A 16,788-nucleotide genomic window follows, 5' to 3' on the forward strand; every position below is an offset into this window, starting at 1 on the left:
GTTGTCCGCTGCCATCAGTAAGGAGACCGCCGTGAAACCAGTCAATTGGCGCATGCATTCCCGGATCATCCTGGCTACCTCTCGCCACAACATCGCTTCCAGTCTGTCGATACTTGTCGCCACCGGCCTGCTAGCAGCGTGCTCTGCATCGCCGGGCATGTACTTCGGCACCAATGCGGTGGTGAGCGCAATCGGTCCCGATGTCGTACCCAAGGTGACACCGATCACCCTCGATCTGGTGAAAGCCCAACGCAGCAAGGCTCGTACAGACAATGAGCGGGTCGAAGAACTGTTCGCCACGCCGCGGCCTTATCAGATCGGCCCTGGCGACATCATCTCGGTCGTGGTATGGGACCATCCGGAACTGGTGTTTCCCACGCAGACCTACAGCATCGGCGCCGCCTTCGAAATCCCGCAGTCCAGCGGCGGCTCCAACGTGCCGGGTTATGTGGTCAGCGCACAGGGCGATATTCAGTTCCCCTACGCCGGCGTCATGAAGGTGGGTGGGAAGACCGCAAACCAGGTTCGCGACCAGATGGCGCGGGTTCTGTCGCGAGTGGTCAGGGACCCCCAGATGACGGTGCGGGTGCTCGGCTTCCGTAGCCAGCGTGTCTACGTTGACGGAGAAGTCAAGACGCCTGGCATGCAGGCCATCGATGACGCGCCCATGACGCTGGTGGAAGCGCTCAATCGCGCCGGCGGTGTGCTGAATCTGACCGGTGACAACAGCCGCATCCGCGTTACCCGCGGCGAGCGCAGCTGGTATGTCAACATTCCCGCCCTGCTTGCCAGGGGTATTGATCCGTCCCGCATTCTGCTGCGCTCGGGCGACATCGTCCGCGTGGAACAGCGCGAGGACAACAAGATCTTCGTGACCGGCGAAGTGGTGCGCCCCGCCTCCCTGCTCATGCGCAATGGACGGATGACACTGAACGAGGCACTTGGCGATGCCGGCGGTGTCAATCCGAGTTCGGCCAATGCGGAGCAGATCTACGTTATCCGCAAGGCGGCCGATGGCGAGCCCAACATCTACCATCTGAACAGCAACTCTCCGGCGGCGCTGGCTATCGCCGAGGGCTTCGAGCTGGAACCGAAAGATGTGGTCTATGTGGACGCACGTGAGGTCGTCCGCTGGAGCCGCGTGATCAACCAGTTGTTGCCGAGCACCCAGCCTGTGTTCAGTACTGCCACGGCAATCAAATAGCGGGATGCGAAACATGACTCGCTCGATCCTGGTGATTTGCATCGGCAATGTCTGTCGCAGCCCCATGGCGGCCTGCCTGCTGAGCCAACTTCTGCCCGCATGCGAGGTAGCTTCGGCCGGACTCGCTCCGCCGGTCGGCGCACCCGCGGATCCAAGCGCTGTCAGGCTGCTTGCGCGCGAGGGTCTCGATATTGCCAGTCACCGCGCCCGCGCCGTGAATGACGCACTTGTGGCAGCTGCAGACCTGATCCTCGTGATGGACAGCGAGCAACGCGACGAGCTTGAACGGGTTTTCCCGCTGGCACGCGGGAAAACCCACCGGATTTGCGAATCTACGTCCACGGATGTGCCGGATCCGTATGGATGCTCGCCAAGCATGTTTTATATCGTTCTGGAACTGATCAAGCAGGGCATTGCTTCGTGGTCTGCACGGCTGGTAGAGGTTGCACCAACTGAGGGTCAAGGAGAAGTATCATGAGAACGGTCAGTACCCGGGATCAAACCCCCGCTGGCGTGGACGAGCAGCAGTCGGCAGTGGACTTTACCGCCTATCTCGATTTGCTGGCCCGCTATCGAAAGACTTTCCTGTCCGTCGTCGGAGTGGTCATCGTGGTCGGCCTCGTCTATGCCTTCCTGGCCAAGCCCGTCTACCGCACGAACATGACGGTGCAAGTGGAGGAATCGGGTGGTAACCACGTCAGCAAGCTCATAGCCTCCATCTCCCCGGGTCCCGATGTCAAACCCGCCGCTTCTGCGGAGATTGAACTCCTGCGCTCGCGGATGGTGGTCGGAAAGGCTGTCGACAACCTGCGTCTGTATATCGAAGCCGCACCGCGCTATTTCCCGCTGATCGGCCCGGCAATCGCCAGCTTCAATCCTGAACTGTCGCACCCTGGGCTGTTTGGATGGGGTGGCTTTGCGTGGGGCCATGAATCGATTACCGTGTCCCAGCTCGACGTTCCTGCGTCCATGGAGGAACGCAAGATCCGGCTGACCGCGCTGGGTAACAACGAGTACAGGGTGCGGTTTGCCAGCGACGATGCCGAGGCTACCGGCAAAGTGGGATCGCCATTGACGATCACCACTGCCAACGGCGCGGTCACCATGCTGGTAAGCCAGTTGGACGGGCGCCCCGGTACCCAGTTCGTGCTGCGTCGCCTGGCGCGCACTGCGGGCATCGCGCGCTTGCAGGAGAAGCTGACGATCAGCGAGCGCGGCAAGGATAGCGGCGTGATCGGCGTGTCTCTGGAAGGTGTCTCGCCTGACATGACAGCGGCTATCCTCAACGAAATCGGCAATGCCTATGTTGACCAGAACATCCGCCGCAAAGCCGCCGAAGCCGAAAAGTCACTCGCATTTCTCGAGCAACAGCTGCCGCTGCTCAGGCAGCAGGTCGACACGGCCGAGACCCGATATAACGCGATGCGCAATCAACGCGGCACGATCGACCTCGGCGAGGAGTCCAAGCTGATCCTGGGTCAGTCGGTGCAGATCCAGACCAAGCTGCAAGAGTTGCAGCAAAAGCGCCAGGAACTGGCTGCACGCTTTACTTCAACGCATCCGGCCATCGCACTCGTCGACAGCCAGATCTCCGGCCTGACCGCCCAGCTGAACGGGGTGTCCGGGCGGATCCAGAAGCTGCCGGACGTGGAACAGAACGTGGTGCGGCTGATGCGCGACGTCAAGGTCAGCACCGAGCTGCTGCAGTCCCTGCTGAACGAGGTCCAGCAGCTGAAGCTGATCAAGGCGAGCAAGGTAGGAACGGCGCGCATTGTCGACCCGGCGGAGGTGCCGCTCAGGCCGGTCCGGCCGGACCGGGCGCTGATTGCCGGGCTATCGCTCGCCCTGGGCCTGGTTGCTGGCCTGCTGGTGGTCTTCGTGCGCCATACGCTCGAAGGCGGCGTGGCCGACCCGGACGAGATCGAGCGGCAGACAGGGATGACTGTCTACTCGACCATCCCCTTCAGCAAACAACAGTCACAGTTGTCACCGGGCGCCGGCCTTCTGGCACTCCAGCAGCCGGACGACCCTACCGTGGAGAGTCTGCGCAGCTTCCGTACCGCATTGCGTTTCGCCATGGCCGGGAGCAACAGCCCGACGGTGGTGATCACCGGGCCTGCCCCAGGCGTAGGCAAATCCTTTGTCTGTGCTAACTTTGCCGCAATTGCCGCCACCGGAAGCCGCGTGGTGCTCATCGATGCCGACCTGCGCCGCGGTAGCCTGCAGAGTTCCTTTGATGTCAAGCGCGGCCCTGGCTTGACCGAACTGCTGATGGGCGCGCCGCTGGAGCAGGTATTGCAGCGGCAAGTGGCGCCCGGCCTGGACTTCATACCGACCGGCTCGCAACCACCACACGCGATCGATCTGCTGCTGAGCCCCGCCATGGACTCCCTGCTTGAGCAGCTCAAAGCGCGCTATGACCTGGTGCTGATCGATACGCCGCCAGTGCTTGTGGCTGCCGACGCGGGCATCCTGGCAGGCAAGGCTGGCGCCGTGTTTCTGGTGGCGCGCGCCGAGAAGACCACGACCGGCGAACTGGTTGCGACGCAACGCGCGATCCGGCAGGCCGGCGCCGATGTCAAGGGCGTGCTGTTCAACGGGCTTCTGATCGAGGGCCGCTGGTACCGGGCCCACAGCTACTTTGGCAAGTATCGCTATCTCGCCGATTACGGCAATGGACAGACCAAGCGGGCTTAGCCGAGACCACGGCGGCGGCTGGTGTAGTTTCCGTCCAGCCGTCGGCCGCTGAACTCGAACTCCGCTTCGCCTGAGGGCAAACAAGTCATGCCACTCGTTCATGCGGATACCGTCTCGTCCGTGGTCATCGCCGGCGCAGGCGGACTTGGGCTCGAACTCTATGACTACCTGCAGGCAGAAGCGCGGTGCGGCGGACCTGCGGTAGCGGGCTTCATCGATGACACGCCAGACAAGGTTCCGGAGGGCATAGACCTGCCACATCTGGGGTCGATTCGCCAGTTCCGCCCAACGCCGCGCCAGGCAGTGCTGGTAGCGATTGGTGCCACCCTGGCACGGCAAGACGTGCTGTCATGGCTCTTGCATATCGGGATCGAGGTTCCGATCTATGTCCATGGTACGGCCCTCGTCTCGCCCTCCTCCCACCTGGGCGTCGGCGCATTGATTTTTCCGTTCACGGTCATCAGCCGGGGCGCGGTGGTGGAGGACGGAGCGGTGGCCAATGTCTACAGCGGAATTGGGCATGGTGCCCGGGTGGGTGCGTGCTCCGTGCTTTCCCCTCACGCGGTCCTCAACGGCAACGCCGCCATCGGACCGCGGTGCTTCCTGGGGACACGTGCGACGCTCTTCCCGGGCGTGAGCATCGGCGCGGAATGCGTTGTCGATTCTCACACCTGCGTTTCGACCAGCGCCAAGGACCGGCAGTTCATCACCAGCGGCAGTTTCCAGATGACCTCACGCCTGATTCGCGATCAGTGATGAACAGCTCGGGGCTCCAGCTCAGAAAGTTTCAGAACATACGCGGTACGACGGCACCCGGCATTTCACGACAGTCACCACGATCTGGCCGGAAACCGGATCGGTATCGATGTACCTTGAATAGCGCTCGGTGACGCCGAACCAATCCATTCCATGTGACCACAATCGGCCTTTGACGGGACGTGTCGCTGCCAGCGCAAAGACCAACAGGAACCCGCAAAGCGCCACCCTCGCAAGCATCGGCGTCCGACCGGGGAGCACAGGCTGGCGAGCGGGCTGGCGAGCGGGCCGACAAAAAGGATGCAAATTGATCCACGCCACGGCAAGTCCGACAGTCATGCCGATCAGGGTTTCAGCAAGCGTGTGATAGTGTCCGACGATCAGGGCAACTGCGACCAGTACCGCCACGAGTACACCGGCAGACAGGCCGATCCTGGCCGTTCGCCTGCCCCATGCCGATCCCAGTATCGCGCCCAGCATCGGGTAGACCGATGCAGTGAGCATGGCGTGCCCGCTTACGCTGTACACGTTCACCGATGGCATTGACCATCCATTGAATTCGAACGCCAGCTTCCCTGCAAGAATGACGGCTGCGCCGCCAACCAGCGACACGAGCCAGTAAGACGCGCGCTTCCACAATCCCAGGTAGGCCAGACGGAGCGCAACAAGGCCCGCCAGGGGGATCGCCAGTGACGCGCCGCCACTATGGACAATCAGCATCCAGGATAGCTGCATCAGGAGCCTCAACTTGTCGAATGGTCGCTTACCCGTGCGTCCCGGCGTATTTCTCCAGCGGCTTCCAGTTCATCATGCGATATCGCCATCCGAGGCGCTCCGTTTGCTTCCCATGAAGCGAGGGGCAGAGAACTCTCCCGCGGCGCTGATCCCCTCGCGCGCTACTACCTTGATGACGGTCTTCCACAAGATCACGATGTCCAGCCACACCGAAACATGATCGACGTACCAGACGTCCAGCCGGAATTTCTCTTCCCAGCTGATCGTGTTGCGTCCACTGATCTGTGCGAGTCCGGTAATGCCGGGACGGACCATGTGGCGGCGCATCTGCTCTGGAGAGTAGCGCGGCAGGTACTCCATCAATAGCGGCCGCGGCCCAACCAGACTCATATCACCCTTGAGTACATTCCAGAGCTCCGGCAGCTCATCGAGGCTGGTGGAGCGAAGAAACGCCCCAAGTTTGGTCAGCCGCTCCGGATCAGGCAGCAGTTCGCCGTCCGGTCCGCGAGCATCCGTCATGGTACGGAACTTGAGAATGTGGAATGGTTCGCCATGAAGTCCCGGCCGGACCTGCCGGAAGAAAACCGGTTTTCCCAGACGCACGCGCACTAAGCAAATCAGGAGCAGAAGCGGAATGGCAAGCAGCAGCATGCCCAGCAAGGCCAGGACAACATCAAAGATGCGCTTCATCACGATTGCTCCGAGAAACCGCCCCTGTTTGGGCATGGCGCAGAGGGAGCGCCGCTGACAGGCAGAATCCCCTGCTGGAATGGCCGGTCTGCGGCCAGGAAAGGGTGAGCATTGAAGAATTCCTGATCATTGCCGCGGAATGACAGGCGACCACCGCCCCTTCGCCGCGATGGCGCGCAGCGACCGCACTGCGGACAGGTCTTGCTTCATGCTCTTGGTTCGGGTGCCTTGCCCATGGCCTACGATCCATCCACGGGCACTCAGTTCGGAGGATTACCTGCAGTGACTATGCCCCGCGGTGCCCCTTCGCACCGTTGGCTACCTCACACTTCAGCTGCCGGCTCTGCCACGGCGCCAGGGAGCACTCCCGCAACCATTTTTCCTCAGCTTGCTCTACCAGTTCTTCGAGTCTGTTTGAGAGCGCACCGAATGGCGGATGTCGTCTCGCCAGAATCGGAAGTCCATACGCAAGCCAGCACAATGAAAGGTGAAGAGGACCGACATGAAAGCCTCGACGACAAGCGGCGAAGGTGGGGGCGGGCTGGGAACCACCCTGTCGGCGACCGCGCATCCCCACGCCCTGCATGGTTCCGAAGCCATCTGGCAGGAAACCAATTGCTATATCGACCTGTGGGTGGAATTGCTGCATGGCTGGGGGCTCGAACCGCGCGCAGGACTCGCGTTCACCGTTGCACAAGACTTTGAAGGCGATCACTTCACCTTCTTCAAGTACCCGCAGATGGATCTGGAAACGCTGTATGGGATCAGCGTGCAGGAAATGGCCGTTTATGACACGCTGCAGGCACACGTCACGGCGCAGGTCGAACGCGGTCACACCGCACTGGTCGAAGTCGACAGCTTTTACCTGCCCGACACGCATGCCACCGCCTACCGGCGCGAGCATGTCAAGACCACGATTGCAATCAACCGTATCGACAACCAGGCCGAGCGCGTCTGGTACTACCACAGCCTGGGCTACCACAGCGCGCAGGGCGAGGACTATCGCGGCCTGATGCGGCTCTTGCCCGAGCTCGCAGGCAACGCAAATATCCTGTTCCCCTATGCTGAATATGCAAAACGGGTGCGGCCTCCGCTCGAGTCGTCCGCGTTGGTCGATGCTTCGGTGGCACTGATGCGATACCACCTCGCCAGACGCCCTGCAGGCAATCCGGTAGGTCGCTGGCGACAGGTGTTCGGCAAGCACATGGACGCCTTGCTGGCGCGGGAAGAAGCCTATTTTCACCTGTACACCTTCAACTTCCCGCGCCAGCTGGGCGCCAACTTCGAGATGCTGCATCACTGGTTGTACTGGCTAAGCGAGCATGGGCACGAAACGCCCCTGGCCGTCGCAGACGACGCACGCACCATCGCAACCGAGAGCAAGGTATTGCAGTTCCGACTGGCGCGGGCGGTGGCACGCCGGCGCGCCGACCTCTGCGCCGACTGCCTCGATAGCCTGGAGTCCTGCCATGACAAGGCCATGGCGGGACTGCTATCGGCTTTCGGTTGAGCCAGCACGCGGGGCGCCCCAGGAACGGCGCTTACAACCGCTTGCGGGCGGCGCCGGGCAACCGGAGTACCCCGCGGTGCGCGTCCGGGTCGACACCAGGACGTGATCGCCAGACGACGCTAACCATCATAGCCAAGCGGATGGTCTGCATTCACAGCGTAGATTTCGCCTGAGGGAACGGGAACAGCATGCGCCGCGCCCTTGCCCTGGTGCACGAGTCGAACTCGCCGGCTGCTTCCCGGTGCAAGGTGGAACCAGTTCTCCGAAGCCTGGTAGGCACCGTCTTCGATGTGCACCCAGCGCGCGAAGCGCTCCGCTGACACCGTCAGCCACCACTCGTCGCCAACCTGCTCAAGCTGCGCCCGCAACCCAGGCTCCTTGAGCGCGGCGGCACGGCGGTCGGGCAGGTACACGGCCTGGCTCAGTGGCTCGCCGCTGTCGCCGGCAAGCAACGTCGCCAGTACCACGTCATGCGTCGGCGGGCCGAAGCGATAGGCATATGTGAAGTCAAAGAAGCGATCCAGCAGTGCGGACGCCTCGATACGCTCCGATCCGCGCGCCGGCAGCCGCAGGCTGTGCCGGGCTTCAGCCACCACCATCGCGCCGTCACGCAGGCAGCGCAGGACCAGCAGCAGCGAGCGTGGTTGCGGCATTTCGTTCAGCACGTGCAGGTGCAGTCCGTTGAGCCCCTCATCGGTAATCAGCACCTGCACTGGTTGCCAGACCTGGCGTAGCGCATGCCATGCCGACTTGGGGCGCCCGCACGCATCGACAATACCCCAGCCTGCGCCAGGCGTCAGGTCTTGCAGCTGCCAGATCAGGCCGCCGGAACAACCCGATCCTACTCGTCGCCATTCGCTGAAGACTTCGGTCATCACCTCCGCCGTCACCGCCCGCGACAGCATCAGGTAGCGTTGGGGCTGTTCATACCGCAAGCGCGGGGGATCCACGTCGTACAAGGCGCGCAAATAGTGATCGCGGACATCTTCGAAATCCCACGGTGCCCCCGCGTCGCGCGGCACCGTGGCTTTCCAGCGCGGGGAATGCAGCGGCAGCGACAGTCCGTGCTCTGTCAGCGTCCGATCACCGGGAACATTGGCAAAGGCCAGGCATTCGGAGGCGAAGCGGACCTGCGCCAGCCGCGCATCCGTCAACGGGCGTTCGTAGGCCCCCACACCGTAATAGTGGCAGACACCGCTGTCCGGCTGGAACGGCCAGGCACCTCCGGTTGGCGAATTGCTGACATAGACCACGTCCGGGCGATACGCGGCAACCAGGCCCGGGATCAACTCCTCGAACAGCGGTTGCTTCCATTCGCCACGCGAGGTACCCAGCATTGCCGCCTGCTGCTCCGCCTCGCTACCGCCGCAAAGCACTGCAATGCTTGGATGCGCCCGGGTCGATGTCAGCCACCCGGTGACTTCGCGCTTGAAGTCATCGGTAAGGCCAACGCCGGGTCCGATGCTGCCATAGTCGAAGTTGGCGAACATGAAATCCTGCCAGACCAGCAAGCCCAGTCCGTCGCAAACCCGATAAAAGGCTTCACCCGGATAGCACGTGACACCGCTGATGCGCACCATATTCATGCCGCCGTCGCGCGCAAGCGTCAGCCAATACCGGGATGCTTCATCAGTGTCTGCGAGGCCAGGCAAATCGATGCTGGAAATGCAGGCCCCGCGGCAAAACAGCCGCTCGCCATTGATGCACAGCGCAAACGGCTCCGACAACCTGGAAGACCCGGACGAGTCCGATGCGCTCGCACCGTCGAGCGATACCGTGCGAAAACCGACCCGACCGCATTCGATGGCGCGCCCGTCGACGGTTGCATCGACACGGTAGAGGTGTGGCTCGCCGTGCGTATGAGGCCACCATACCTTCGGGCGTTCGACCCGTAGCGTGCCCGCAAGGGTGTGCCTGTCAATGCGCGACAGCGTGCCGGGATAGCTGCAACCCTCACCGTCTGTTGCCTCGAACGACCCCGAGGCCGGCGCTGCCCCCGGGAAATGCAGGCGCAGCGAGACGACGCCTTGTCCTTCCGGCATTTCCGCCGACACGTCAGCACGCACGCCGTGGAGAATGTCGTCGCTTGCCGGATCGAGCAACTCTACGGAACGCCAGGGCCCCACCGCATGCACCGGCGGGCACCAGCCCGGCATATGGCCAAGCAGGGTCGTGCGGACCGTACGCAGGGTCGGGGGCACGATCATTCTGGGCTTCCAGCGCACGGCGCCACGCCGCTTGCGCAACCATGGATGCAGCGCCCGAAAACAGAGATACAGCAGGTTGTCTCCGTCCAGGTCGACCTCGACCTCGTGCGCGGCGAACATATGCTGAACACTTAGCACGAGTTTTCCGTTGAGCCAGGCTTCGGCCACTGTGGCGAGTCCGTTAAAGCGCAGCACCTGCCTGCCCCGGCCGGCAAAGCTCACTCGATACCAATGGTCATGCAGGTGCAGTGGCGGCGGCGCGGAGTCGTCCCAGCGCCCGGCGGCGCGCAGCGCGCTGGCCACCGTGCCAGGAACCGGGGCTGGCAGCCAGCCCGCCGTGCCATCCAGGCCCGCCGGACTGTCGGCTGCACCGGCGTCCGTCTGTATCCACGTCCACTCGCCACCGAGCGCGGCATTGCCAATGGGAATGCCCGATCGGACGTCAGGAAATGACTCCAGATCGGGCATCGAAGCGTTTGTGTCCGGGTAGCCTTGGGACTTCATGGACTGCCTTCATCTCGTAACCCGCCAGGGCCGAAATGCCAGCCTGGCGGAGCACAGCCGACTGCCTCACAGAATGGCTCCAGCGGCATCGGCCGGCAGCATGCTGCGCGGTTCCGATTGGATCCTCGCGGCGTCAGACTAGATGCCTCCGAGCACGTCGCGCACGCGTTGCGGCCAGCGCGCCAGTTCGAAGCCGTGATGGCGCAGCAAAGCCAGCGTCAGGCGCTCGATGCCGAAGCCCACGCAGCCGGTATGCGCCAGCGCCCCGTCATCAGTGCGCAGCGGCCACGCATGGGCGAAATGATCCATGTGGTAGTTGAAACTCATGCAAGCGGTCGGTGGCGCGCCATCGTTGATCGGCACCAGCAGTTCAAACTTCAGCTTGAGTTCACGCTGACTGTCCGCGACGATCTTGCCACCACGACCGAAGAACGGATCGTTTGCAATATCCACTTCGTGCGGCAACCCGAGCATGCTGGCCAGCTTCTGGCCACGCTCCATCCATATCTGGCGGAATTCGACAATCTGCTCGGCAGTCCCGAGCCGCACGTACTCGCGCTGGCGGAACATCTGCATGCGTGCGGGATCGATGGAAGGCTCATGGCGGAAGCAATACGTCAGCACGTCGACCACGAGGCCGCCACGGGGCATCGGCCCGCGGTCGGCCACTACCGGATAGACCGGATAGACCGGATAGCACGCCGCGGGTGCCAGCACCACTTCGGTCGGTCGCTGCTGCTCGGCCCATTCCTCACCGTGTTCCACACGGGCGAGCAGACGGTGATGTTCCCGTTCGCCGCCACAGAAGCAATGCACCGTCCCCGCCAGTTGCGGAAAACTCTTGAGGTATTCGCTCGCCTCGAAATCCTCGCGCGGCATCGCGGGAGGAAATCGCATCACTTCCGCATGCTGGTCGGCTCCGAGCTTGCTGATGGCGATGTTCAATCCATCGGCAATGCCTTCGAACAGCGCGCTGCGGCCATAAATGCCATCGACCTTGGTCGGGAAGAGCACACGGGCATCGATGAGCGCCTGCCGGTAGGCACGACGGCCGAGGTCCGGATCCTTCACCGGTACGGCGTGGAGAAAATGATCATCCGCGACAGGAGATGCGTTTTCGTCGGCTGTGCAAGTGTGGCTGGTGTCGTCCATGTTCGGATCCTCAGGCAGTTCGGTCCGCCAGCAGCAGGTTGGCGGTGTTGGTCAGGATGCGATCGTTGTTGATCATCAGGGGCGCTGACCACAGATCCCGAAGGTGGCGTCCCAGGCTGAACGGCGTGCCATGCTTGTAGCCCGCCATGCCGCACACCAGCATCGCGATCTGGACTGCCTCGAGCGCCAGCGCCGACACGCTGGTCTTGAGACCATTCATTTCCGCCGCCAGGCTGAACATCGCCGACACGCCCTGCCTTGCGTGCCGCTGGCGCTGGTGGCTCAGCGCCAGCTCCAGACGGCCATCAAGCATCTGGATGATGGCCACGGCCTCAGCCACGCGCGTAGCCGATGGCGGCAGCGTGCCGGGTCGGGCACGGGCCTGGCCCTGGAACAGTGCCTTGGCACGCTGGACCGCGTCCGCCGCGATGCCTGTCCACACGGCAGACCACAGGATATGCGACACGGGGGTCATCGTAACGTCGGCAATCTCGCCAAACGGCACCGGCAGGATCTGATCGGTATGGCCGCGCGCTTCGAGCCGGAAGCCGTTGCTGCACGTGCCCCGCATGCCCAGGGTGTCCCATGCGGAGAGGTTTTCCAGCGTGTAGTCCGGCTTCAGAACACTCACCATGACCTGGTCCGTGGGCGCGGCATCGGGGTGCCGACGTGCCGTCACGAGAATTCCGTCAGCGTGGGCACCATAGGAGATGGTTGGCGCCATCTTCAGCAAATGCAGGTTGTCGTTGTCGACGTTGACCGCGCATCCGCTGTTGCGCAAGGCACCGCCAATAGCCTCTTCGGAGGTGGCCGATGCGAGCAGCAACTGTTCGCCGCCAAGCCGTTGCAGCAGTTGCGCGTGCCATGCACTGTTGCCGGCATGGTTGACCAGGCATGCTACCTGGATCTGGTGCATGGCGTATATCATGCCCGTCGAAGCGCAGGCAGCGCCGAGCACGCGGCAAACTGCCGCGATCGCCTCGAGCGGCGCGCCACCACCGCCAAGGTCAATCGGTACCATCGCACCCAGCAGTTTGTGCTCGCGCAATACCGTGAAGGCCTGACAGGGAAAGCTTGCATCCCGGTCGATCTGGTCTGCATGCCGTGCGGCTTCTGCGGCGACCAGCCTCGCCGCCGCCATCCAGTGCGCAGCATCTGCAATCCCGGCGCGCGGATGTGTCAGCTCAACGCTGGCAAGGGCGGGACTCACGCAGCCTCCTGCTCATTCTTGAGTTGCTCGGCTGCCGTAGCCAGTGCGCCGATGCTGCGGAACAGCTGGCGGGTCAGCATGCGATCGGGGATTTCGATGCCGAAGGCGTTCTCGATCGCGATCATGACATGCACGGTCGCCAGCGATGACAGTCCCGCTTCATACAGATCGGCGTGGTCATCCAGAGATTCAACTGGCACGTTCAGACGAGCCACTTCCGACAGAATGGTACGTATGGCTGCTCTCATGCTGGGGCTCCAGATTTAGGAAAAGCATGGTGTTGGGCTATTTAGCCCGGACTTCGGGCTCGAATCGGTACGCTTCCGTACGAATGGGCTGCGAGTGCCGGGACGCCTGCAAGGCCCTGGCACGGCGCGTTCCGGGCGGAGAAGCCCCACCTGGAGTTGCCAGGGCAATGCGTGGTCTTCGCGCGGGAAAGCACGACGCGACATCCAGGCCCGGGGGCGAGGGCCCTGTCAGGTCTTCTTGCAACAGCGCTACCAGACGAGGCGATGCGCCCTGTCCAAGGGGGCAGCTCCGCCCGTAGGCGGCACCGATCGAGCGCCGTCACGCGTGCGGGCGTACCCGTTTCTGCGTAACGCTTTCCCCGCATCACTGCATGCGCTCGTGCGTATGTTGCGCAGAAAATTGGCACGTCCCGCGATCGGAGCGCCGGCTTCAGGCTTTCTCCGCTCCATTGATGACTTGCCTGGTCAATGCCGGGCGCTTCGCTTCCGCCTTGGGCAAGGGCATGCCCAGATAGGGATTGATGGTATTGAAGTCCGACCGGTTGCTGCGCCGTGGCATGACCCCGTTCAGGATCCCGCCCGCCAGCCGCGCATTGGCATGCGCCAGGCGCTTGAGGGTGTCGTCGACCTGGCCCGCCGCCGTCACGTCCGCGCGCACCACCACCAGCGTGGAGCCCGCCAGGTTCGCCACCAGCGTGGCATCGGCCACGGCCAGCACCGGCGGCGTGTCGACCAGCACCAGGTCGAAGCGGCCCGCGCACAGCCGCAGCGTTTCCGCCAGCGCCGGCAGCATCAACAGTTCGGACGGATTCGCCGGCGCCGCGCCGCGGTTGAGCAGGAACAGGCCGCTGACCACGCTCGGCCTGACTGCATCGGCGATCGCGGCGCGCCCGGCCAGCACTTCGGCCAGGCCCGGCTCGACCGGCTGGTCGAACCAGTCCGCCACGCGGCCGCGGCGCAGGTCGGCGTCGATCAGCAGCACGCGCTGGCCGGCCTCGGCAAACAGCACCGCGAGGTTGACCGCGGTAAAGGTCTTGCCCGCGCTGCTGGCCGGGCTGGTGACCGCCACCACGCAATTGGGCGCATCGCGCAGCGCGAAGTGCAGCGCCGCGCGCAAGGTGCGCAGCCCCTCCACCGCCAGAGAATGCGGCGCGCGCCGCGCCAGCAGGTACTGGTCGTGCAAGCCCTGGCGCAGCAGCCGTTCGGCGCGCGCGTGCTCGTCCTCCGGCGCGGCCGCGGTGGCGGCATCGATCACCTCTGTGCCCGGCTCGGGCCAGCCCAGGCGCGCCTCGGTCGGCAGCGCGAAGCCCGCGGCGATGCCCAGGCGGCGCTTGGTTTCGATCTGGCGCTCGAGCTCGGACTGCTCGTTGCTGAAGGCGATGTCGCCGAGCATGGCCATGCCAAGCCGCTCTTCGGCATCGGCGGCGCTGGCCACCGACGGGCGCAGGCGCTGGCGCAGGTTGACGCCAGCCACGCCCAGGCACAGCCCGAGCAGCGCGCCCACGGAAGCGAACGGCCACGTGCCGATCCCGACCGGCGTCACCGGCGCGATCGCCGCGTCGATCACGCGCAGCTGGCTGGAGCTGTCGGACAGCATCAGCGACAGCTGCTCGACCTTGGTGCGCAGGGTCATGTACATGTCCTCGGCCACCTTGACGTCGCGCGTCAGCGCCACCGATTCGCGCTCGGAGGCCGACAGGCTTTGCATGCGCGCATCGATCTCGGCACGCTCGCGCGTCATCTGCTGGATCTGGCTGTCGACCGTGCGCACTTCATTGGCCTCGGTGGTGAAGCGCTGCAGCAGCCGCGTGCGCTCCAGCCGCAGCGCGGCGATCTGGCGCTGGTACTCCATGCTGTTGTTCAGGAACGATTGCGCATCGCGGCTGGGCGCCAGCGAGCCGGTACGCGCGCGGTAACGCGTCAGCGCCTCTTCCGCGCGCGTGAGCTCGGCCTGCACGCGCGGAAGTTCGTTGGACAGGAAGGCCAGCGTGCCGGCGGCGTCCTCGCGGCGCTTGGTGGTCTGTCCGTCGATATAGGCGCGCGTGACGCCGTTGACCAGCTCGGCGGCAAGCTGCCGGTCCGCATACTGCCAGCCCACGCGCACCGTGCCGCCCGGCTGCGCCGGTGCGCCGCCGGGACTCGCGGACATCTGCGCGCCTTCGCTCTCGACCTGCAGGCCCCTGCGCACGGCCTCGGCGGTGCGCGCGAGATCGTGACGTGTCAGCACGAAGCGCGTGCCGGGCGCGGCCTCGATGCGGTCCACGCGCAGCGTAATGCCGTTGCCGCTGGCGGTCTCGCCGACACGGCCCTCGAGCAGCAGCACGTCCTGGTCGAAGAGCCGGTAAGCGCCGTCGCGGCGTGCCTCGAACAGCAGGGGATGGTCCACCAGGTCTTCGGGCACGCTCATGGTGTCGACCACCAGGCGTTCGCCGCCCCAGGCATAGCCCTGGCTTGCGGGCCAGGTCCCGCGCACGTGGCCGGGCGTGGAGAAGCGGTCCAGCAGCGCGCCCACCAGCGGCGCGCGCAACGGCTGCGCGGTGATATCCAGGCGCAGGCGCTCCACCACTGGCCCCACCACGGCGCGGCTCTTGAGCAGCCCCGCGTCGAAGCCGGCAGCGCCCTGCGTCTGCGCGACGCTGCGCACGCCGCCGTCGCGCCCCTCCACCTGCACCAGCGCCTGCGCGCGGTATTGCGGCGGCTCGGACAGCGCCACCAGCGCGCCGACGCCGGCGCCGGCAACGCCCGCGGCAACGATCCAGCCCATGTGGTCCATCAGTGCGCGCGCCTGGCGCGTGCCGGCGGGCTGAGCTTCGCGCCGGGGGGCCGCACCTTCCGCCGGTGCGCCGGCATATGACAGTCTGCTCACGGGTACCGCTCCTCAAATGGGATCAGCGCGGCGTCCTGCGCCGCGCGTGGTCAGCCGCATGCCGCCAGGGGCAGCCGGCAGCGCCGTTCAGGCGTTGGCCAGCGCGGGCAGCAGCCGGTCATATTCGCGCTTGACCAGCTTGTAGCATTCGCAGGAATGCTTCTCCAGGCCGCAGCGGTCCAGTACCGTGATATGGCCGCGGCTGTGGTGGATCAGTCCAAGGTCCTCCAGCTTGCCCGCGGCCTCGGTCACGCCTTCGCGACGCACGCCGAGCATGTTGGCAATGACCTGCTGCGTGATCACCAGCTCGTTGGAACTGAGCCGGTCGATCGCCAGCAGCAGCCAGCGGCACAGCTGCTTGTTCAGCGAGTGGTGGCGGTTGCACGCGGCGGTCTGTGCGATCTGCGTCAGCATCGCCTGCACGTACAGCAGCGTCACGCGCTGCAGCGTGGGCAGGCGCGGCAGCTCGGCGCGCAGCATGCGTGCGGGGATACGGTAGGCAAGGCCGGGGCTGCGCACTTCGACGCGGCTGGGCATGGTGTCGCCGCCGGTGACTACCGGGATGCCGACCAGCCCTTCATGGCCGACCGCGGCAATCTCGACGGTCGCGCCGTCTTCGAGCAGCGACAGCAGCGAAACCACCGCCGTGGTTGGGAAGTAGACGTGGACGATGCGCTGGCCGGAATCGGTGAGCAGCTCCCCGGCGCGCAGCCGGACCAGCTCGAAATGCTGGGCCAGTGTTTCCCACTCGCCACGCGGCAACGCGCTGAGCAGGTGATTGACATGCAGTTCCGACCGATGCGTGATCATTTTTTCGTACCCCCTGTCCAAACCCGTTTGCGGAACAACGTCCTGCCGGCTCGGCGAACGCCACTCGGGAAAAACGGGCTTCAGCCTTGCCGGTTCCCGTTCAGCGCCAGCATGGCCGGCATGACTGGTATCCGACTGCCTGGCTGCGCCGTTGACCCTGCTGCGGCGCTGACTGCAAGCCAGTGACTCTATTTAGCGT

General features: G+C 64.5%; 13 protein-coding genes. 5 read left to right on the plus strand and 8 right to left on the minus strand.

The window, feature by feature from the left end:
• Nucleotides 1-52: 52 nt before the first annotated feature.
• From K309_RS0103475 to K309_RS0103490, 4 genes are all read left to right on the plus strand, one after another.
• Complete coding sequence (locus K309_RS0103475; protein WP_198030783.1) at nucleotides 53-1,204, plus strand: polysaccharide biosynthesis/export family protein; 1,152 nt, start codon at nucleotides 53-55, stop codon at nucleotides 1,202-1,204.
• Nucleotides 1,205-1,217: 13 nt separating this feature from the next.
• Nucleotides 1,218-1,682, plus strand: a complete 465-nt coding sequence (locus tag K309_RS0103480; protein ID WP_035876751.1) for a low molecular weight protein-tyrosine-phosphatase — start codon at nucleotides 1,218-1,220, stop codon at nucleotides 1,680-1,682.
• On the plus strand, nucleotides 1,679-3,901 hold the full coding sequence (locus tag K309_RS0103485; RefSeq protein WP_029045121.1) for a polysaccharide biosynthesis tyrosine autokinase: 2,223 nt from the start codon (nucleotides 1,679-1,681) through the stop codon (nucleotides 3,899-3,901). Before K309_RS0103480 ends, K309_RS0103485 begins: the two co-directional genes overlap by 4 nt.
• 87 nt (nucleotides 3,902-3,988) lie before the next feature.
• Nucleotides 3,989-4,657: an acetyltransferase gene (locus K309_RS0103490; RefSeq protein ID WP_029045122.1), complete on the plus strand. Its 669-nt coding sequence runs from the start codon at nucleotides 3,989-3,991 to the stop codon at nucleotides 4,655-4,657.
• Nucleotides 4,658-4,678: 21 nt separating this feature from the next.
• Here the strand turns inward: K309_RS0103490 and K309_RS0103495 are convergent, their stop codons facing one another.
• Both K309_RS0103495 and K309_RS0103500 read right to left on the minus strand, forming a co-directional pair.
• Entirely contained in the window at nucleotides 4,679-5,392 is a 714-nt protein-coding gene (locus tag K309_RS0103495; RefSeq protein ID WP_029045123.1) for a membrane protein, read from the minus strand.
• A gap of 72 nt (nucleotides 5,393-5,464) precedes the next feature.
• Nucleotides 5,465-6,082: a sugar transferase gene (locus tag K309_RS0103500; protein WP_029045124.1), complete on the minus strand. Its 618-nt coding sequence runs from the start codon at nucleotides 6,080-6,082 to the stop codon at nucleotides 5,465-5,467.
• 502 nt (nucleotides 6,083-6,584) lie between these two features.
• Between K309_RS0103500 and K309_RS0103505 the strand changes: the two genes are divergently transcribed.
• Entirely contained in the window at nucleotides 6,585-7,592 is a 1,008-nt protein-coding gene (locus K309_RS0103505) for a DUF1839 family protein (RefSeq protein ID WP_029045125.1), read from the plus strand.
• 119 nt (nucleotides 7,593-7,711) lie between these two features.
• Here the strand turns inward: K309_RS0103505 and K309_RS0103510 are convergent, their stop codons facing one another.
• The 6 genes from K309_RS0103510 to K309_RS0103535 all read right to left on the minus strand — a co-directional run bounded on the left by K309_RS0103510 (nucleotide 7,712) and on the right by K309_RS0103535 (nucleotide 16,589).
• Nucleotides 7,712-10,303 carry a beta-mannosidase gene (locus K309_RS0103510; RefSeq protein WP_029045126.1) on the minus strand — a complete coding sequence of 864 codons (2,592 nt, stop codon included), beginning with the start codon at nucleotides 10,301-10,303 and terminating at the stop codon, nucleotides 7,712-7,714.
• Nucleotides 10,304-10,441: 138 nt separating this feature from the next.
• Entirely contained in the window at nucleotides 10,442-11,455 is a 1,014-nt protein-coding gene (locus K309_RS0103515; RefSeq protein WP_029045127.1) for an amino acid--[acyl-carrier-protein] ligase, read from the minus strand.
• 10 nt (nucleotides 11,456-11,465) lie between these two features.
• Nucleotides 11,466-12,665 carry an acyl-CoA dehydrogenase family protein gene (locus tag K309_RS0103520; protein WP_029045128.1) on the minus strand — a complete coding sequence of 400 codons (1,200 nt, stop codon included), beginning with the start codon at nucleotides 12,663-12,665 and terminating at the stop codon, nucleotides 11,466-11,468.
• A complete protein-coding gene (locus K309_RS0103525) occupies nucleotides 12,662-12,913 on the minus strand; it encodes an acyl carrier protein (RefSeq protein WP_029045129.1) in 252 nt (83 codons plus the stop codon). Before K309_RS0103525 ends, K309_RS0103520 begins: the two co-directional genes overlap by 4 nt.
• 430 nt (nucleotides 12,914-13,343) lie before the next feature.
• Nucleotides 13,344-15,779, minus strand: a complete 2,436-nt coding sequence (locus K309_RS0103530) for a polysaccharide biosynthesis tyrosine autokinase (protein WP_029045130.1) — start codon at nucleotides 15,777-15,779, stop codon at nucleotides 13,344-13,346.
• A gap of 87 nt (nucleotides 15,780-15,866) precedes the next feature.
• A complete protein-coding gene (locus K309_RS0103535; protein WP_029045131.1) occupies nucleotides 15,867-16,589 on the minus strand; it encodes a Crp/Fnr family transcriptional regulator in 723 nt (240 codons plus the stop codon).
• Nucleotides 16,590-16,788: the final 199 nt, after the last annotated feature.

It is taken from the genome of Cupriavidus phytohabitans, from assembly GCF_000426345.1.
Lineage (GTDB): Bacteria > Pseudomonadota > Gammaproteobacteria > Burkholderiales > Burkholderiaceae > Cupriavidus.